The following is an 18,828-nucleotide window of genomic DNA, read 5'->3' as shown; positions in this document are numbered from 1 at the left end:
CGCCTTTCTTTGCTGTTTACGGTTCCTGCCGCACCAGTTCCGGTGCGGTAAACCGCATAAATTCGCCCTGCCAGTGCAGCGGAACGCTGCGGGTCTCGCCGTGGCGGTTTTTGGCGATAATACATTCACCGCTGTTCTGGTCCTCGTCCGGCGCGGGCGGCGCACCGTCTCCGGCATTTGCGTAGTACCCTTCGCGGTAAAGGAACAGTACAATATCGGCGTCCTGTTCGATAGAGCCAGAATCGCGCAGGTCGCTCAGCATTGGCTTATGGGTTGTGCGCTTTTCGCTTTCACGCGAAAGCTGTGACAGACACAAAACCGGCACATCCAGCTCTTTTGCCATGATTTTTAAATTTCGGGTAATTGCTGAAATTTCCTGTACACGGTTGTCAATACGTCCACCGGAAGACATCAGCTGCAGGTAGTCAATCACGACAAGGTCAACGTCGCGCAGGCGGCGCAGCTTTGCTTTCATTTCCGGTACAGTAATCGCAGAGTTGTCATCAAAATAAATTTCAGAGCGGCTGAGCACATCGCCCGCCTCAATCAGCCGCGCCCATTCGTCGTCTTCCAGGTTCCCGGTACGCAGCTTGACACCGCTGACCTGTGCTTCCGTAGAAAGCAGGCGGGACGCCAGCTGTTCGCGCGTCATTTCCAGGGAAAAGAAAGCAATGCGCTTGTGGCAGGTAATAGCCGCGTGGCGGGTGATATTCAGCGCAAAGCTGGTCTTGCCCATACCTGGGCGGGCCGCCAGCAGCACCAGGTCGGTGCGGTTCAAGCCGGTAATCGTGTCGTCCAGCATCTTGATACCGGTCGGGATTCCGCGGTACTGGGCACCATCGGGAGAAGCAATTTTATCCAAATGGTCAAATGTGCTGACCAAGGTCTGCTGTATGCTCTGCAGACCCTGCATATTCTGCCCGCGGCGAATGTCAAAAATCTTCTGCTCAGCAGAATCCAGCAGCACGGACACGTCCTGTGCGCCCTCTGCAGATTCCTCTAAAATAGAGCGTGCAGCCTGCATCAGCTGACGCAGGTCGTACTTATCGCGAACAATTTTCGCATAGGTTTCTACATTGGAAATAGACGGCACAATCTGTGCAAGCTCCAGCAGATATCCCTTGCCATCGTTTTCTTCAAAGCCGGGCTCCCGGCGCATGTAATCGAGCAGTGTAATGAAATCAACCGGTTTGCCGGCATTGGAAAGCTCCAGCATTGCCGCGTAAATATCCGCATTGCTGCTCTGCGAAAAGAAATCCGGACTGGGCAGTATCTCCATGACGGTGTCTAGGCAAGAGGCGTCCAGCAGCACAGCGCCAAGCACTGCCTGCTCAGCTTCACGGTCAAACGGCTGACCGCCGCCTGTGCCCGTATAAGATGGCCGCATGTCTTCCGGCATATTCTCTGCCCCCTTCCGTCTTTGTGCAGCAAAGTCCTGTATCAGCTTCTCTAAATTTTGTAAACTGTCTTTGCAGTACAAAACGATATTTACAGCCCCGCCTTGTTTTCTGCGGGTCTGTATCTACCGCCTCTGCCTGCGCCTTCCGCCGGGCAGAATCATTTCGTTCATACAGAAAAACAACCCTGCTGCGCTTTTCTGGCGCTGGCGCGGGTTGCTTGCAGCCTGCCACAAAGGCAGACCAGACAAAGTTTTATTCTTCCGTAACAACGGCATATACTTTCGCAGAAATGCCATTATAAAGTTTTACTTCGCAGTTGTAGGTGCCAAAAGCCTTAATTTCCGCATCCAGTGTAATTTTGCGCTTATCCACGGAAATACCGAATTGTTTCTGAATGGCTGCGGCGATTTCCCGCGGTGTCACAGAGCCAAAGAGCTTGCCGGCCTGACCCGCCTTGGCTGTCAGGCGAATACTCTTGCCCTCCAGTTTTTCGGCGGCCGCCTGTGCGGTTTCGGTTTCGGTTTTAATTTTATATGCTTTGGAAGCTTCCGCGTTCTTCAGCTCATTCATTGCCTGTGCATTTGCCTCTTTTGCAAGGCCGCGCGGCATCAGATAATTGCGCGCATAGCCATCACTGGCATTGACAAGCTCGCCCTTTTTTCCCAAGGCCTTTACATCCTGCAGTAATACAACTTTCATGAAACATCCTCCTTGCTATTGTCGCAAAAGCAGTCTTTTGCCGCAGCCTGCTTTTATTTCTTTTCCGGCTGACCGACGCCAGTCTTTAACTCCTGCAGCAGTTTTTCGCGTACCTGTGCCACTGTCAGATCAGAAAGCTGCGCGCCCGCCATGGAAAGGTGACCGCCGCCGCCCATCTGCTCCATCACCAACTGCACATTGATATCCCCCAAGCTGCGCGCCGAAATATTGACGGTGCCGCCGGAAGGAAAGATGACAAAGGAAGCCTTGACTCCCTGTATGGAAAGCAGCTCATCCGCAGCCTGGGCACAGCTCAGGCGGATTTGCGGAAATTCTTTTTCTACAGAAGTGATTGCACAGCCGTTTTGAATCTGTGCACTGGAAACAATCTGATATTTTGCTTTGTAAACCTCAATGTTGTCGGCAAACAGACTTTTTACCTCAACGGTATCCGCACCGCGGCGGCGCAGATATGCGGCCGCCTCAAAGGTACGCACACCGGTTTTCAGCACAAAATTCTTAGTATCCAGCATAATGCCGGCCAGCAGCGCCTCTGCATCTGTGCGGGAAAGGGCAGTATCGCCTATGTACTGCACCAGTTCCGCAACAAGTTCCGAGGCAGAACTGGCGTAGGGTTCGTGGTAAAAGACCAGTGCATTTTCAATATGCTTCACCATCATGCGGTGGTGGTCAATGACGACAATGCGCTGTGCTTTTTCAAGCAGCTGGGGGCTTTCGACCACATCCGGGTTATGGGTATCTACCACAACCAGCAGAGAATGCGAGGTCAAAAGCGGCAGGGCCTCCTCTGGCGAAATAAAGACATCTGTTTCCCCCGCCTGCTCAATATGGTCTACTAGGGCATTGGCCATGCACTGACTGCGCTCCAGCACCACATGGGCCGGGCGGTGCAGTGCATTGGTAGCAGCGCTCCAAATACCGACTGCCGCACCAATGCAGTCCAAATCACCGAATTTGTGCCCCATAATCAGCACGCAGTCGCTCTGGCGGATATGGTCAGAAAGCGTAGCGGCAATGACGCGTGTGCGCACCTTGTCGTGCTTTTCCACACCCTTAGAAAGGCCTCCGAAGAATTCATAGGATTCGTCTTTTTGCTTTAAGGCAACCTGGTCGCCGCCGCGGCCCAAAGCCATATCCAGTGCCTTGCGCGACCATTCCTCTGCTTCCTGCAGAGAACCCGCACCGCGGGCAACACCCATGGAAATGGTGGCGCTGCGGTTATCGCTCGTTTTAATCTCACGGACTTTATCCAAAATTTCAAACCGGCGCTCCAGAGCATCCCGCACATGGCGCTCATCTGTCATAATCAGGTACCGCCCGCCGGAAAGGCGCTTGGAAAAGCCGCCCATCGACTGCGCCCATTTACAGATTACATCTTCCACATCCGCAGCGGTGCGGCTGTCTTCGCTGCCGCTTGAGTCACGGGCCAGCTCCTCACGGTTGTCAAAAAAGGCAAGGCACACAACCGGCCGGCTGTCCGTATATTCCCGGTTTATTTCTTTATAGTAAGTATCATCTACAAAATAAAGAATCGTCTCCTGCTGCACCCGCGCGCCAAAAGCCGTATACTGGCGGGCATCAATCGTCACGTTGGTACCGGCAGCAGCGACAATTTGGTCCAGCGTATTGGGGTAAATAATGCGCTCGACATTTTCCCCGCGCACTTCATGCTGAGAGGATACTCGCTTTAAGAAAGACTGGTTTACCCACAGGATATCCCCGGCGGCGCCAACCAAGACGACCGGCATGGTAAAGGTATCCAGTGCATGGGAATCCTCTGCTGTCAGTACGCGCTCTGCCGCCTTGACAGACACAGAAACATAATTTTTAAAGATTGCAACAGATACCGCAATGACCGCAGCAGACGCACCAGAAATGCAAAACTCTACAATGCAGAGAACCCAGCTGTACTGCATGGAAAACAAAGCCATCACAAACATGGCACCAGACAGCACATAAAAAACAGGCGAAGCAGCCCAAATCTTTTTTTTCAAAGGAAGTCCCCACTTTTCGCCAGGCGCAGTATGCGTCTGTTCCATTTCTGCCCAAAGGGCAGGGGCGCTGCCCAAAAGGCACAGCATCCGCTGCAGGTATTATACACTTTTTTGCATAACTCTGCAAATGATTCCTGTATATTATACTTCCATAATAATCGGCAGGATCATTGGGCTGCGGCGGGTACGGTCGTACAGCAGGTGTGAAAGGGAATCTTTGATATTGGTTTTCAGTGTTCCCCAGTCGTGAATACCGTTATCTGCGCACTGCTCCAGCACTGTGTAAACCAGGTCTTTTGCGTCGTCAATGAGTTTTTCGCTCTCCCGCACGTACACAAATCCGCGGGAAACAACGTCCGGACCAGAAACAACGTGACCGTTTTCCGATGAAATGGTGCACACAACAACAATCAGGCCGTCTTCCGCCAAATGCTTGCGGTCACGCAGCACAATGCTGCCGACATCGCCAACCCCAAGGCCGTCCACCAGCACATTGCCTGCAGGCACGGCTTTGGGCAGATGTTTCATATGGTCCGCAGAAAGTTCAACGACATCGCCGATATCCGCAATGCAGACATCCTGTTTTTTCATACCCATTGCGTAGGCAAGTGCCGCATGCTGGTGCAGCATTTTCTGCTCGCCGTGCACGGGAATGAAATACTTTGGCTTGACAATGCCCTGCATCAGCTTCAGCTCTTCCTGGCAGGCATGGCCGGAAACATGTACTTCGTACATGGAGCCATACTCCACCTCGCAGCCGCGCTTCATCAGCTCATCGATTACGTTGCCCACGCTCTTCTCGTTGCCGGGAATCGGGCGTGCGGAAATAATGATAAAGTCGTCCGGGCCGACCTCAACTTTGCGGTGATCAGCAAAAGCCATGCGGGAAAGGGCACTCATCGGCTCGCCCTGGCTGCCAGTTGTGATTAAAACGATTTTATCTTTCGGGTATTTTTTGATTAAGTCAATATCAATCATAACACCGTCGGGCACATGCAAATAGCCCATTTCCACGCCGATGGACATCACGTTGACCATGCTGCGGCCAGAAAGAGCAACTTTGCGGCCATACTTAACCGCGCAATCGATTATCTGCTGCACACGGCTGACATTGCTTGCAAAAGTTGCCACAATAATGCGCTTGTTTTCGGCCCGGCGAAACATTCTTTCAAAAGAGTTTGCTATCATTTGCTCGGTCTTAGTTGAGCCGGCACGCTCGGCGTTTGTCGAGTCTGACATCAGCGCCAAAACACCCTGCTTGCCAAGTTCCGCAAAGCGGCCAAGGTCAATCATGCCGCCCCACTCTGGTGTGCAGTCAATTTTAAAGTCACCGGTGTGTACAATGGTACCGGCCGGTGAATGAATGGCCAGACCGACAGCATCCGGTATGGAATGGTTTACATGAATGAGTTCTACACTCATACAGCCAAAGCGGATCACACTGCCTGGATGGACGACATTCATTTTCACTTTATTGGCGAGGCCGTGTTCCTTAAGTTTTCCTTTTACAAGCCCTAAGGTCAGCGGTGTGCCGTACAGCGGCAGGTTAACCTTTTTTAGCAGATACGGCAGCCCGCCAATGTGGTCCTCATGGCCATGGGTCAGCACAATGCCCTGAATGCGGTCAGCATTTTTCTCTACAAAGGTGAAGTCCGGCAGCACCAAATCAACCCCAAGCATGTCGTCATCCGGGAAAGCCATGCCGCAGTCAAGCAGGAACATATCTCCCTGGCACTCAAATAGCGTGATGTTTTTGCCGACTTCATTGAGGCCGCCCAAAAAAGCTATGCGAATAACCGGCTTTTCCGCCGCATTTTGTTTGCCGCGTGGGCGGTGAGCATGGTGCTGTTTCTGCGGCTGTTCTGCAGCAGGGGAAGCTGCCGGTGCTGCAAGGGCCGTCTGCTGCTTTTGCGGTGCCCTGCGCGGGCGGCGCGGGCGGCGCGGTTTCTGCGGCTGTGCAGGCTGCTCCGCAGGAGCAGCCACCTGGGGCAGCGAAACGGTCTCTCCACCGATAAACTGGTCTGCCGGTTTCTGACGCTGCTGCGTTTTCCCGGAAGTGCCCTGCTGCACATCAGCCGGCTGCAATTCTATATTCTTATTTTCTTCTGACACAAAAAGACCTCCAGTTGCAAAAAGGCAGCCGCGCGCTTCGGCGTTCCGGCGGCAGAACCCTTTTAAAAAATTTTTCACTTCTGAATATTTCGATAGCATTCGTTTATAAGCGAAGCATCAAATTCCATTTTTAGTTCGTTTTCCGCAGATTGCTTTCCGCGAGAGTCCGGTCCCGTCATCCTGATAATAAAGAGAGTGGCCAAAAACGCACAGAAATATACAAAAAAGAAAGCAGAAAACAAAGCCGTCTGTTCCCGCAAAAGCGGCAGCCAGCCAAAAGCACTTTGAAACAGCAACCAGTAGTAGAGTCTGCTCCCCAACAAACCCCGCAGCACAGCTGCTGCTCATTTTTTCCGTACAGCAGACAGCAGAGGTACCTAGTCCCTGCTATTTTTAAAAAGTACAGATGACTCCTTCATCCCGCTGCTTTTTAAAATTCCGAATTCAAACGCGCTGCTGCATCAAAAAGGACCTTTTCCGTTTCGGATTTCTAATTGACCCGAAACAATTCCGTTCAACAGAAATGCAGGTCTGCTCTGGTACTGACAGACAAAATCTGCCGCAGACATACATAATTTCGTTTTATTGTACCTTGATTTTACCGTAATGTCAAGGGCTGGAATCTCCTGCCGGATCCTACAGTTTTCCCCCAACAAAAGCAAAAAGGCACAAGCAGAAAGGCCTTCTTTCTGCACGCACGCTGCCCTGCCGCAGCAGCAGACATTTTTTCAAAAAAGCATAAAAAAGCAGGCGCTCATTTCAGAGCGTCTGCTGAAAATTCTGTATTCATTTTTATAAAATGGAATTTTACGCCTTGCGGTTTGTTTTATATTCTTTTGCCGCAGCAACCAGGCCCTTAAACAACGGATGCGGGCGGTTTGGCCGGGACTTAAACTCCGGGTGAAACTGGCTGCCGATAAAGAACGGGTGCGAATCGAGTTCCATCATTTCAACGATATGCGCATCGGGGCTCTTTCCGCAGAAAGTAATGCCCGCTTTTTCCATGCGGTCACGGTAGTCATTGTTGACCTCATAGCGGTGACGGTGGCGCTCGTAAATCAGCGGCGCATTGCTGTACAACTTTGCAGCAAGCGTGCCGGGGGTCAGCTTGCAGGGATACTTGCCCAGGCGCATGGTACCGCCCAGCTGCTCCACATCTTTCTGCTCCGGCATCAGGTCAATCACATGGTTCTGACTCTGCGGGTCAAACTCAGCAGAGTTTGCGTCTGCAATACCCATGACATCGCGGGCATACTCCACAATGCTCAGCTGCATGCCAAGGCAAATGCCCAAAAACGGCACTTTGTTTTCACGTGCCCAGCGGATTGCAACAATCATGCCCTCAATGCCGCGCTCACCAAAGCCGCCCGGCACCAGCACGCCATCAGCATTTTTCAGGGTTTCGTCCACATTGGCATCTGTTATCTTTTCGGAATCGACCCACTGAATATTGACCTTGACATTGTTGCCAATGCCGCCGTGGGTCAAAGCCTCTGCAACGCTCAAATAGGCGTCGCGCAGCTCCACATATTTGCCGACCAGCGCTATTGTCACGCTGTCGGTCAGAGAAAGCGCCGTATGCACCATGCCGATCCACTCGGAAAGATCCGGTCCGCGGGTGTCAAGCGACAGGCGGCGGCAGACAATATCGTCCAGTTTTTCTTCGTGCAGTGCCAGCGGCACTTCATACAGCAGGGGCAGGTCCAGATTTTCAATGACGCAGTCCTGGCGTACATTGCAGAAAAGCGCAATTTTCTGCTTGATATCGTCGCCGATAGGGCGCTCAGAGCGTAGCACAATCACATCTGGCTGAATTCCGATAGAAAGAAGCTCTTTTACGCTGTGCTGGGTCGGCTTAGACTTGTGCTCGTGTGAGCACTGTAGATAAGGTACTAAAGTTACATGAATGAACATGCAGTTTTCGCGGCCCGCCTCAGTAGCAAACTGGCGGATTGCCTCCAAAAACGGCTGGCTCTCAATATCACCTACAGTGCCGCCGATTTCGACAATGGCAACGTCCACGTTATCTTTTGAGGCGGCAATGCGCTCTTTGATTTCGTTGGTGATATGCGGAATAACCTGCACGGTGCCACCGCCGTAGTCGCCGTTGCGTTCTTTCTGTATCACATTGTAATATACACGTCCAGAGGTGACATTGCTGTTCTGGGTCAGGCTTTCATCGATAAAGCGCTCATAGTGGCCAAGGTCCAGGTCGGTTTCAGCGCCGTCGTCTGTAACAAAGACTTCGCCGTGCTGAAAAGGATTCATTGTGCCGGGGTCTACATTCAGGTATGGGTCAAATTTCTGCATCGTCACACGCAGGCCGCGCGCTTTCAGCAGCCGGCCCAAAGAGGCCGCTGTAATTCCTTTGCCGAGGCCGGAAACCACGCCGCCTGTCACAAAAATATATTTTGCTGCCATAATGCCCTCCAAACGTACTGATTTTCGCTTTTCTGTCAAGTTCCGATAAAAAACAATAACGTATAAATTATATCGCTTTGCGGCTGTGCTTGTCAAGACAGGAAACTGCCTGTTTTCAAAAATCAAAAGAAAAGCGCGGCCGGGTTCTCTTCCCAGCTGCGCCGCCGAAAAATTTCTTATAAAACGGAGTTCAGCATCTTGCGGTAATCATCAATAGGAAACGCGCCGACTTTGCTGTCGACCTGCTCGCCGTTTTCAAAAAGGTAGACAGTCGGCACACTCATAACGTTGTACTGCTCTGCCAGCTGCTGATTCTGGTCAATGTCCACTTTCATTACGGTAACGCGGCCGTCGTACTCCTCTGCCAGTTGCTCAATAATCGGGCCGAGCATTCTGCAGGGCCCGCACCAAGTGGCCCAAAAGTCGCACAAAACAATGCTGTTGTCTTTTAAGATTTGATCAAAAGAATTTTCGTCCGCGTGAATGACATTTGCCATGACTGCCATCGCCTTTCTTTTTTGTATAATAGAAGTATATTCGAATTTGCCGAAATGCCCATTTAAGCTTTGTACTTTTCCAAAGCTGCCTTAATAATCTTAACGTCTGCTTTAGGCTTGTCTTTGCTGTCAACAGCGACAGCGGCGATTTTATCGACTACGTCCATTCCGTCATAGACCTGCCCAAAGACAGCGTGCCCGCGCGGCGGCGTAAAGGCGTTATAGGCGCCGTCCAGATTGGGATTTCCCCCCTGCTTTTTGTACAGCGCTTTATAGGCATCCGTCAGCTTGCCGGGGTCGAGAATATTGTACTGGCTCTCGGCTATTTGTGACCACTGGCTGCTGTCGTAAGACTTCAGCTGCTGATACATGGAACTGACCTGCTGCCAGGTGGTGTCGCTCACCGGACCTGCCTGGTCAATAAAGAACTGGCTGCCGTTTGTATTGGCGCCACTGTTTGCCATAGCCACTGCACCGCGCAGGTTTACCAAATTCGCATTAAACTCGTCTGCAAAGGTACCGCCCCACAAGCTTTCGCCGCCGGTGCCGTCCCCTTTCGGGTCGCCGCTTTGAATCATGAAATCTTTGATAACACGGTGAAAAAGCAGGCCATTGTAGTATCCTTTTTTGATCAGGCCCTTAAAGTTTTCGACAGTCTTGGGGGCTGCCTGTGCAAACAGGCGCATCCGAATGGTTCCCATATTGGTCTGTATGACGGCAACCTCTTCCCCGTCTGCCGGCTTTTCCAGCTGATAGCCGAGTTTTTTTCCGTCATCTGCACGTACAGGGCCGGAACTTGCCGCCGCACTGGTGGAAGAAGAGCCGCTGCCGCAGCCGGCAAATGACACCGCAAGCAGCAGCGCCAGTGCGCCACTGGTGATTCGTTTAATCCATTTCATAAAATCATCTGCTCTTTCATAAATCTTAAAGTGCAGGAAGCAGCAGAGACTGCCTCTTGATATTGAAAATATTGTACCGAATTCTACAGAAAAAAGCAAGCCCTGTCCATCGGCATTCACGGACTTTCAGACGCATATAGTAGAAAGTATCGGTAAAAAGGAGGTAGTCAAATGTTTGGATACGAACCCGAGGGCTGGCGGATAAACCGGGCCGAAAACCGTGCTGCGCAGCGCAGCGCAGCAGCGCTGCAGCAGGCCGCACGCAGTCAACAGATTTTAGAGGCCCGCGCGGTGCTGTGCGACAGCCGGCACAACCTGGTGGTTGACCTTGGATGTATGCAGGGCATCATCCCCCGGGAAGAGGGCGCAATTGGCATTCGGGAGGGCACCGTGCGCGATATTGCGCTGCTTTCCCGGGTAAACCGGCCCGTCTGTTTTTTTGTCACCGGTTTTTCCGGTGAGGGCAGCACTGCCACGGCAGTCCTTTCCCGCCGGGCCGCCCAAGAGGCCTGCTGGCAAAACTATCTTTCCCATCTTTCCCCCGGAGATGTGCTGGACGCGCGTATTACTCACCTAGAACCTTTCGGCGCATTTGCCGATATTGGCTGCGGCGTGGTGGCGTTGATGCCGATTGATGCCATCAGCGTTTCGCGCATCGACCACCCGCGCGAGCGCTTTGCAACCGGCATGGATATCCGGGCGGTCGTGCGCAGCAGGGAGGACCGGCGCATCACGCTGACACAGCGGGAACTGCTGGGAACCTGGGCCGAAAATGCGGCCCGCTTTCACAGTGGGGAAACCGTTGGCGGCATTATCCGCAGTGTAGAGCCCTACGGTATTTTTGTAGAGCTGGCTCCAAACCTTGCAGGCCTTGCCGAGTGCCGCGAAAATGTCGTCAGTGGGCAGCAGGCCAGCGTGTATATCAAAAGCATTCTGCCGGCACGCATGAAAGTAAAGCTTGTTATCATCGATACCTTTGAGGGAAAACAAAAGCCGCAGGCACCGCATTATTATTTTTCTGGAAACCACATTGACCGCTTTCTATATTCGCCGCCGGAATGCAGCAAAAAGATTGAAACTATTTTTACAGAATGAATGTTTACTGCTGACGCATCGGCTCCAGTGCGCTGTTTACCAGCTGGGCACGGCGCGCCTGCCGCTGCTGCGGCTCCAGTACTTTGCCAGAGCGCAAAGCCATGGTTGCCGGCTGTACTGCAAAGAAAAGTGCGTCCAGCTGTTCCGGGCGCAGGCCATGCAAAAGACCGGCGCATAACCCCATGCGCACATTCGCGTAAAGTTTCATAAATTCGCTGAATTCCAGCATTCTTGCACTTTCCAGTACCGCAAGGGAGCGTGAAACCGCGTCTTGTGCCTCTATGGTTTTCAGCAGTGCTTCACGTGCGCGGCGCTCACGGTCGACCAGCTGTGCACCGATAGCTTTCAGATTTGCCACCGCGTTTTGTTCACTGATGCCCAATGTGATGCGGTTTGTCAGCTCATAAATGGCACAGGCAGGCTCTACCGCGCCGTCAAAAACGCCGCGCAGCGAAAAGCCGAGCTGTGCTACATCGTTGGAAAGGCGCTCTGCCGCGCCGCCCTGCTGCAAAGCCGGCAGATGCAGCAGCAAAGAAGCAACCATTCCAGTACCCAGGTCTGTAATACTTTGGGTTAGATAGCCGATATCCCTATGAAAAGCAAAGCGCAGGTAGCGGTCCAGCATGGTATCAAGCGCGTCCGCAGAGGTCAGCGCCTGACCCGGCTGGCTGCCCGGCAGGACAAGCTGCATACGCACATGGTCACCACCGTTTACCATAATGCTGATGCTTTCGTCTGCGGTGTAAAACAGGCTGTGTCCCGCCGGTTTTGCAATAAAGTCCGGGGTGCACATCTGGCGCTCGACAAACGAAACCGCCACGCTTTCGGTGCAGTCTTCCATATTTACACAGAGAAAAGTCTGCGGAATGGCCGGGTGCAGCTGTGCCAGTGCGTTTTCCACGCGCAGGCGGCTGCGCTCCATATCCGAGCGGGACATGCGCGCGGGAAACGGCAGGTCAGCCATGTTGCGGTAAAGCGAAACCTTTGAGCATAAAACCACATCGTTTTCCGGCCCGGCGTTTTCGTACCATTTACGGTTCATGAGGGGTACCTCCTCCCAGGCGGCGCAGGCTTTCCTGCAGCTGCAGGCTCTGGCGCTCCTGCTTTTCCTGCTCAACCGCTTTCTTCAGTACTTCCTGCATTTGCACCATCTGGTCCTGCGGCTGCGGCTGCGGCAGGTTTTCACCCGGCATTTTTCCGCAGTGGATGTCGCTGCCGTACAGGCGCTGGATAATCGGCAGCAGGCGGTCGGCAAAGACCTCATAGCAATGTGCGCAGCCCACTTTATTGGTACGGGCAATGTCTGCAAAGGAAGCGCCACAGCACGGGCAGTGCTCTTGGTCCGGCTGAGAATCCTCTTCGCGCAGGAAGTCGCTTAAAATGCTGCCAAAGCCGCGCCCCAGGCCGCTGATGAGCGTAACATACCCAAGCCGGCGGGCACACGCCGCACACAGCGCATATTCTGTTAGCCTGCCGTTTACAATCGTCTTCACTGTTGTTGTCGCGGGGTTTTCCCCGCAGGACTGGCAGATCATAGGTTCCTCTCTCCTTTATCGGGTTTATATTTAGTATATCCTGGGATTATGAATCAGATATGAAAACAGCGCATGTAGAAAACACTGTAAAAAACCACTCACACAATGAAAGGCTGCGCAATATACTGGATTGTAACAACAAATAAGGAGGCTTTTCAATATGTGCAATAATGGTTGCAACGGCTCTTGGATCATTCTGATCATCATTCTTCTGCTCTGCTGCGGCGGCTTTGGCGGCTGCGGCTGCGGCGGCAACAACTGCGGCAACGACTGTGGCTGCAACAGCGGCTGCGGCTGCTAAGCAGTGCTTTTGCTGAATAAAATACAGTACGGTCAATAAACAAAAGGGCTGCGGCGCTGCCGCAGCCCTTTTGCTGTGAAAAAAGCTTTATTTTTGTTTTTGCAGTGCCTCTGTCAGAGCCTTTGCCAGTTGGTCTGGGCAGGAGGTAGTCTTTAACCCACAGCGGATTCCGCTGCAGCGTGCAATCACATTTTCTGCTTTCATTCCCTTTACCAAAGCTGCAATGCCTTTTAGGTTGCCGTTGCAGCCGCCTATCACCTGTACGTCCCGAATAATGTCGCCATCGAGCTGCAGGCGGATCTCGCGGGAACAGGTGCCTCTTGTTTTATAAACATATTCCATTTGCTTCACCTCCGGCAGTTCTCATTTTCAGGCGCTTTTTGCCATGCGCTTTAATAAATCCATCTGTTCTTCTTCTGTGGTGAAAGTACCCAGCGGCTGGTGTGTAGTAGCATACATACCGTGAAAGTCCGAACCGCCGGTAACAAATAAGCCGTACTGCTTTGCCATAGCAGTCAGACACTTAATGTCCTGTGGTGTGCTGCCCGGATAGTAGGCTTCTACGCCGTCCAGCTGATGAGACGCGGCCAGCTCCAAAAACAGGTCAAAGCTGTCGTATTTTCCCGGGTGTGCCAGCACCGCCAAACCGCCCGCATCGTGAATCTGCTGAATAACGTCGCGGGTTTCGGGGTAGCTGATCGGGATATATGCCAGGCCGGTCTTTGGTGCAAAAAGCTTTTGGTACAGGTCGCCAAAAATAGCATTGGTGTAGCCCGCGTCCAAAAGGGCGTGCATAATGTGCTGCACAAAGATATTGGTGCTGCCCTGCGCACGGCGGGTGATCATTTCTACCGGCATGGGGTACAGCCGCAGAACTTTTTGAATCACGAGCAGCGAAGCGCGCTTGCGCATAGAAGAAATGCGGTGGCAGAGTCCCTCGAGCCTTGCGGGGTGCGGGCAGCAGTAGCAGAGAATGTGCACTTTTCTGCCTGTTTTGCCGTCCGTTGTTGAAAACTCTGCGCCTGGAATGACCTCTATGCCTTTCCGCTTGCCGTAAAGCACAGCCCGCCCAGCCCCGGCAAAGGTGTCATGGTCTGTTACAGCAACGGCGCTTAAGCCTCTTTTCAGCGCCAAATCCACCAGTTCATCAATGCTTAGCGTACCATCTGAAATTTTTGTATGGCAATGTAAATCCGCTGACAAAAGAATCCTCCTCTTCTGATCTTATCAATCCTGTCTAATAAATAATTATAGACCAAAATTCAACAAGAATCAACAAAGGGAGATGCACAAAAACAAAGCTGCCTGTACTGCGGATATTTGTAGCTTTCTGTACAGAAAGCCGCTTTTTTACGCTATTTTTATAGAATTCCGTATTTTTGGCGGATTTGTGCACGAATCTCTGCAAAATCTTTTATCGGGGGCTGGTGTGCTGTGTGGGGGCCGATTTGTTTTTCCATCCAAATCATATTGTACCATCTGTCAAATTTATACCCGCATTCGTGAAACTCCCCGACAAAGCGAAAGCCCATTTTTTCGTGAAACACCGCGCTGTCTTTGGTTAAGTACGCATCTTCCCGCTGCGGAAAAGCAATGCAGGCATTCAGATTGAGGACTCCCTGCTCTTTTAAGGCAGCCTCCAGTGCGCCATACAGTCGGCTGCCGATACCCATTCTTTTTTTATTTTTATTTACATAAATCGAAGTTTCCACAGCCCAGTCGTAAGCTTCCCTTGCATGGAAGGCACCCGCATAAGCATACCCCAAAATTTCTCCGCCGGCTTGTGCAAGCAGATACGGATACTTTCCCTCCACATGCACAATCCGCCCTGCAAACTCTGCAGCGGAAGGGACCCGGTACTCAAACGTAACAGCAGTTGTCTTTACATAGGGCGCGTAAATTTCCAGCAGCGCTTGTGCGTCCCGCTGTGTCGCGGTGCGTATCTCGAATTCTTTGTTCATAGGAATCCTCCTGCTTTTTAGAGACCTAAAACAGCGTTTTGCAAAAGCCGCAAAGTTCCTCGTACGTTGTTAAGGTATTCAGCACCTCAAGCAGGGCATTTGCAGAAAGATGCTCCGGCAGCTGCAAGGTCCGCTGCAGCTGCCGCCGCCTCTGTGCGCTCTCATCCCTGCCGGAAAGTCCCAGCTCGAAAAAATCCGTCTTGGTGATTGGCCGCTGCGGCAGCGCCGGGGCACTGTTCACCTCTGCGCCGGCTTTTTGCAGGCATTCGCGCAAAACCGGCAGCGGGATTCCCTCTACTCCCAGCTTTCCCTCTTTGCCCGGGGCAGCCTTTCGCTTTTCTTTTCCGTACACATCGGGAATATACGCCTGCTTCATTTTTTGCGGGTCGATTGCACCTTTCAGGTAATTGCGAATAAGAAATCCTGCCGAGTCGCTGTCCGTCAAAATCAGCAGACCGCGCTTGTCGGCAATCCGGCGCAGCAGGGCAAGCTGTTCTTTGTCTTTAAAAATGCCGAAACCATGCGTTTCTAAAATCAGCCCGTCAATCAACGCCGAAAGTTTAATCTTATCATATTTTCCCTCTACAACAATCGCTTCTTTTACTTTCAATTTCTTCAAGCGCTTTTCTCCCCTCTGGCAATCAGCAAAAGCCGCGCAAGCGTTTTTTCTAAAATCAGCTTTTCATCGGTGCGGGAACCTTTTAAGTCCAAGTCCGCCTGCAGCAAAGTGTCCAGGCTGCTGCGCAATATTTGTGTGGAAAGGCCGTGTGTGTCGCGCTCTGCATTGCTCAGGCGAAACTCCCGCCGCTTATATTCTGGAAAGTGAGCAGCAGGCTCCATTGCGCTTTCGCCGCTCTGCAGTGCGGTACGCACCCGATACATATCGATATAGGCACCGGAAAGCACTGCCAAAATGTGCACGGGCTCCTCTTTTTGCTCTAGGAGCTGGTCTAATATGCGGTAAGACCTGCCGCTGTTTCCGGCAAGCAGAGCCTTGCTCAGGTCATAAATCCGCGTCTCTAAATTCTGGGTAATCAGCAGCTGCAGGGTTTTGGGCGAAACAGCGCCGCTGCCAGTATAGGCACAAACTTTTTCCAGTTCATTTTGCAGAGCCGTTAGGTTGTCGCCGACTGCATAGACCATCTGTGCCGCGTCCGCCCGGGCAAGGCTGCAGCCGCGCTTTGCTGCGCCCGTCATCAACGTCTTTTCCAGTTCTGATTTGGTGCGCCGCCCAAAAGCCGTGCAGGTGCCATGCTCTTTGCTGGCGGCAAAAATTGCTTTCCATTTCTTATCTTTCCGAAAATCCGGGTCACTCGCCGCAAAAGAAAGGACAAGCACGGTCGTTTCCGGCACATCCCCTAAAAGCTGCAGCAGCTTTTTGTTTTCCGCCGGCGTACGGCCGTCCAGTGAAAGGTCCGACACCGCTACACACTTGCGTGCCGCCATAAACGGTAGCGCCTGCACGGCGTCATCCAGCGCGTCAGCAGAAACCTCCCCCGTAAAATGCTGAAGGTTAAAATCCAAAAAAGCTTTGCCCGCCGCCTTTTTTATCAGGCGCTGCGCCCAAAGCGAAACCAGATATTTTTCTTCTCCATACAAAAGATATAAACCGGAAAGGTTGTCTGCCGCAATCTGCTTTTTCAGATCTTTCTCGGTGCACTCTGCCATTAGTCGTTCCTCCCTATCTTCACGCTTCCATCTTTCATCGGCTGCAGCACCAAATCCTCACCGCCGCCCGCAATGACCGGCATGCCGCGCCGCGCAGTCGAATACGTTTTCAAGGTATTCGGGTATCTGCACAGTACCGTCAGCGACGTCTGCAGGCGCTCTTCTCCTTTAGGCAGGCTGCTGCAAATGAGCGCCTGCGTTTTACCGGGCAGGCAGCGACGCAGGTCTGCACTATCCCCGCAAATCAGCGCGGAAAAGTCCTCTGCCAAAAGGCTTGCCGTGCCGCTCTCAAACGTGACGGAAGCGCTGCAGTTCCACAGCGATACCTGCGCCTGTGCGCCCGCAATCCAATACTGTCCAGCGCAGGCAAGCGACTCCTGCAGCAGGCCGTCCAATGCTTCTCCGCTAGGCAGTACGACCGCAGACGGGTGATAGGCTGTAATGATTTCCGCCGCCTGCTGAGATTCACGGTTGGAAAGGCTTAGCAGCATTACTGTATCTAAGTGCCGTACCCCGCAGCGGCGCAGGATTAGCGCCGTTTGGCTGCTGTCTGCACCGCAGCCGATAACTGCGCCGTGCCTCGCATAGCTGACGACTACACTGACGCCCTCTGCACTGGCAGCCACTGTTACTTTCATCTGCGGTGAACGCAGTTCATAAACGAAACTGTTTGCAAGCAGCATCACTACACACAAAAGCGCTGTCAGCCGCAGCGGCAGTTTTGTATGCCGGCGGCAGAGAAAGCACAGGCATCCCAACAGCAGCAGCGCTGCCGAAAGCCACAGCCTGACAAAACGAAAGTCCGTTGGCAGCTCTGCAAAAGGCAGCGAAGCGCACCATGAAGTGCTGCAAATCAGGTACCGCGCCAATGCCTGCGTCAGCCGCCAAAAGAGTGCGGCCGCCCCGCCAAACAGCGGCACCAAACTAAACCCGGCTGCTAAGAATCCAGTATAGACCATGATACTCGAAGGGGTAAGCACCAGCAGATTAGAAAGCGGCGAAACCAGCGAAACTTCATTGAATGCCAAAAGAGAAACTGGCAGAGTAAACAGCATCGCTGCAAGTGACATGAAAACTGTACTGGCGAAATAAGAAAGCACTTTTCGCTGCAGTCCGCCGCGGCTGTGCCGCAGGACAAAGCGGCTGACCGCAGGCGAAAACAGCAGAATGCCAAGTGTCGCCGAGGCGCTCAGCAGCAGGCTGACATCGGCGGCGGCAAACGGATTTGCCATGCAGAGGAGCAGTACCGCAAAGCCCAAAGAATTGAGGCCGTCCGCACGCCGGTAAAAGCAGCTGCCCAAAAGCATAACCAGATACATCAGGCCGCTGCGCATCACGGAGGGCGTAAAGCCTGTAATTCCCATAAACAAAACAATACCTGCACCCGCCAAAATACTGCGTAGCCTATGTGTAAGAGGCAAAAGCCGCAGCAGCAAAAGCAGCAGGCCCGCGACCGCCGTCATGTGCAGCCCGGAAACACACATCAGGTGGGAAACGCCCGCCCCGCGGAACGCGGTCTTGACTGCTGTGGGAACATTCTGCTTTTCGCCTGCAAGTACTCCGCTTACCAGAGCATCCTCCGGCGCAGGCAGATTGTCGGCAAAGCACTCCAAGAGTCTGCGGTGTGCCCGATAGAACCAGCCGTGCACACCAGCGGGCGCGCCCGCCCAAACCTGATACGCTGCAAAGGGATTGAGATATCCCTGCAGCACAGTTCCCTCAGCTAAGGACCGGTTCTTTGTGGAAAAATAGCCGCTGCCGGGCAGCGCAGAAAGATGCACCCAGCCGGTCACTCGGTCAAATGCACCTGCCGAAAAGGACTCGCCGGAAGTAAGGCGAATCTTTTTCCCCGTGAGTAGGTTGTCTGTACGGCCCGCACAGCTTTCCACCTGCAGCACATAGTGCACACGACCCGATGAAGCATCAGGTTCCTCACAGACCGTGCCGGAAAGCTGCACGGTTTTACCCGCATAGCTTTCTGCCGCCTGCACATAGGGGACACTGGCAAACGCAAAAAGCAGGCAGGCCGCGGCCGCTGTAAAGGCTGCTGCGGGCAGCACAAAATCTCTGCCTTTACGGCGCAGCAAAAGCAGCAGCAGGCCCGCCAAAAGGCACGCCAGCCCTAAAAATAGTGCTCCCCGGGCGCCCAGGAAAACAGAAACCGCCTGTGTCAGCAGATATGTAAAACCTACCAACGCAAGCGGTCGTTTCATCACGAATCTCTC

The 18,828-nt window shown here is 52.9% G+C and carries 17 protein-coding genes; 2 read left to right on the top strand and 15 right to left on the bottom strand.

Features of this window, described 5'->3' with window-relative positions; genetic code table 11:
- Positions 1-16 precede the first annotated feature (16 nt).
- From dnaB to LKE53_02335, 7 genes are all read right to left on the bottom strand, one after another.
- Positions 17-1,399 carry a replicative DNA helicase gene (gene dnaB / locus LKE53_02365; protein MCH3971608.1) on the bottom strand — a complete coding sequence of 461 codons (1,383 nt, stop codon included), beginning with the start codon at positions 1,397-1,399 and terminating at the stop codon, positions 17-19.
- Positions 1,400-1,652: 253 nt separating this feature from the next.
- The gene (gene rplI / locus LKE53_02360) at positions 1,653-2,099 is read right to left on the bottom strand and encodes a 50S ribosomal protein L9 (protein MCH3971607.1); all 447 of its coding nucleotides are present in this window, start codon (positions 2,097-2,099) and stop codon (positions 1,653-1,655) included.
- Positions 2,100-2,152: 53 nt separating this feature from the next.
- A complete protein-coding gene (locus LKE53_02355; GenBank protein MCH3971606.1) occupies positions 2,153-4,114 on the bottom strand; it encodes a DHH family phosphoesterase in 1,962 nt (653 codons plus the stop codon).
- Positions 4,115-4,255: 141 nt separating this feature from the next.
- Positions 4,256-6,226 carry a ribonuclease J gene (locus LKE53_02350; GenBank protein ID MCH3971605.1) on the bottom strand — a complete coding sequence of 657 codons (1,971 nt, stop codon included), beginning with the start codon at positions 6,224-6,226 and terminating at the stop codon, positions 4,256-4,258.
- A gap of 807 nt (positions 6,227-7,033) precedes the next feature.
- On the bottom strand, positions 7,034-8,647 hold the full coding sequence (locus LKE53_02345; protein MCH3971604.1) for a CTP synthase: 1,614 nt from the start codon (positions 8,645-8,647) through the stop codon (positions 7,034-7,036).
- Between the two features lie 176 nt (positions 8,648-8,823).
- Complete coding sequence (gene trxA / locus LKE53_02340; GenBank protein ID MCH3971603.1) at positions 8,824-9,144, bottom strand: thioredoxin; 321 nt, start codon at positions 9,142-9,144, stop codon at positions 8,824-8,826.
- Between the two features lie 62 nt (positions 9,145-9,206).
- Positions 9,207-10,043, bottom strand: coding sequence for a peptidylprolyl isomerase (locus LKE53_02335; protein ID MCH3971602.1), 837 nt, complete (start codon positions 10,041-10,043; stop codon positions 9,207-9,209).
- Between the two features lie 171 nt (positions 10,044-10,214).
- Here LKE53_02335 and LKE53_02330 point away from each other — a divergent pair, with 171 nt between their 5' ends.
- Positions 10,215-11,138: a S1 RNA-binding domain-containing protein gene (locus LKE53_02330; GenBank protein ID MCH3971601.1), complete on the top strand. Its 924-nt coding sequence runs from the start codon at positions 10,215-10,217 to the stop codon at positions 11,136-11,138.
- A 4-nt stretch (positions 11,139-11,142) separates the two neighbouring features.
- Here LKE53_02330 and LKE53_02325 read toward each other — a convergent pair whose 3' ends face one another.
- Both LKE53_02325 and LKE53_02320 read right to left on the bottom strand, forming a co-directional pair.
- Entirely contained in the window at positions 11,143-12,180 is a 1,038-nt protein-coding gene (locus LKE53_02325) for an ATP--guanido phosphotransferase (protein ID MCH3971600.1), read from the bottom strand.
- Positions 12,170-12,673 (bottom strand): hypothetical protein, encoded by a 504-nt coding sequence (locus LKE53_02320; GenBank protein MCH3971599.1) that lies wholly within the window; start codon positions 12,671-12,673, stop codon positions 12,170-12,172. Before LKE53_02320 ends, LKE53_02325 begins: the two co-directional genes overlap by 11 nt.
- Before the next feature lie 160 nt (positions 12,674-12,833).
- Between LKE53_02320 and LKE53_02315 the strand changes: the two genes are divergently transcribed.
- Entirely contained in the window at positions 12,834-12,974 is a 141-nt protein-coding gene (locus LKE53_02315) for a hypothetical protein (GenBank protein ID MCH3971598.1), read from the top strand.
- An 87-nt stretch (positions 12,975-13,061) separates the two neighbouring features.
- On the opposite strand, the gene LKE53_02310 is transcribed toward LKE53_02315, so the two are convergent.
- From LKE53_02310 to LKE53_02285, 6 genes are all read right to left on the bottom strand, one after another.
- Positions 13,062-13,316, bottom strand: a complete 255-nt coding sequence (locus tag LKE53_02310) for a TIGR03905 family TSCPD domain-containing protein (GenBank protein MCH3971597.1) — start codon at positions 13,314-13,316, stop codon at positions 13,062-13,064.
- Between the two features lie 27 nt (positions 13,317-13,343).
- Positions 13,344-14,177: a PHP domain-containing protein gene (locus LKE53_02305; GenBank protein ID MCH3971596.1), complete on the bottom strand. Its 834-nt coding sequence runs from the start codon at positions 14,175-14,177 to the stop codon at positions 13,344-13,346.
- A gap of 158 nt (positions 14,178-14,335) precedes the next feature.
- Positions 14,336-14,935 (bottom strand): GNAT family N-acetyltransferase, encoded by a 600-nt coding sequence (locus tag LKE53_02300; GenBank protein MCH3971595.1) that lies wholly within the window; start codon positions 14,933-14,935, stop codon positions 14,336-14,338.
- Positions 14,936-14,960: 25 nt separating this feature from the next.
- The gene (locus tag LKE53_02295; GenBank protein MCH3971594.1) at positions 14,961-15,554 is read right to left on the bottom strand and encodes a DUF4093 domain-containing protein; all 594 of its coding nucleotides are present in this window, start codon (positions 15,552-15,554) and stop codon (positions 14,961-14,963) included.
- Entirely contained in the window at positions 15,551-16,603 is a 1,053-nt protein-coding gene (gene holA / locus LKE53_02290; protein MCH3971593.1) for a DNA polymerase III subunit delta, read from the bottom strand. Before holA ends, LKE53_02295 begins: the two co-directional genes overlap by 4 nt.
- Entirely contained in the window at positions 16,603-18,816 is a 2,214-nt protein-coding gene (locus LKE53_02285; protein MCH3971592.1) for a ComEC/Rec2 family competence protein, read from the bottom strand. Before LKE53_02285 ends, holA begins: the two co-directional genes overlap by 1 nt.
- Positions 18,817-18,828 lie beyond the last annotated feature (12 nt).

The organism is Oscillospiraceae bacterium (assembly GCA_022483045.1).
Classification (GTDB): Bacteria; Bacillota; Clostridia; order Oscillospirales; family Acutalibacteraceae; genus Caproicibacterium.
Note: the sequence above shows the minus strand (reverse complement) of the source record. Positions and strands in the feature narration are given on the sequence as shown.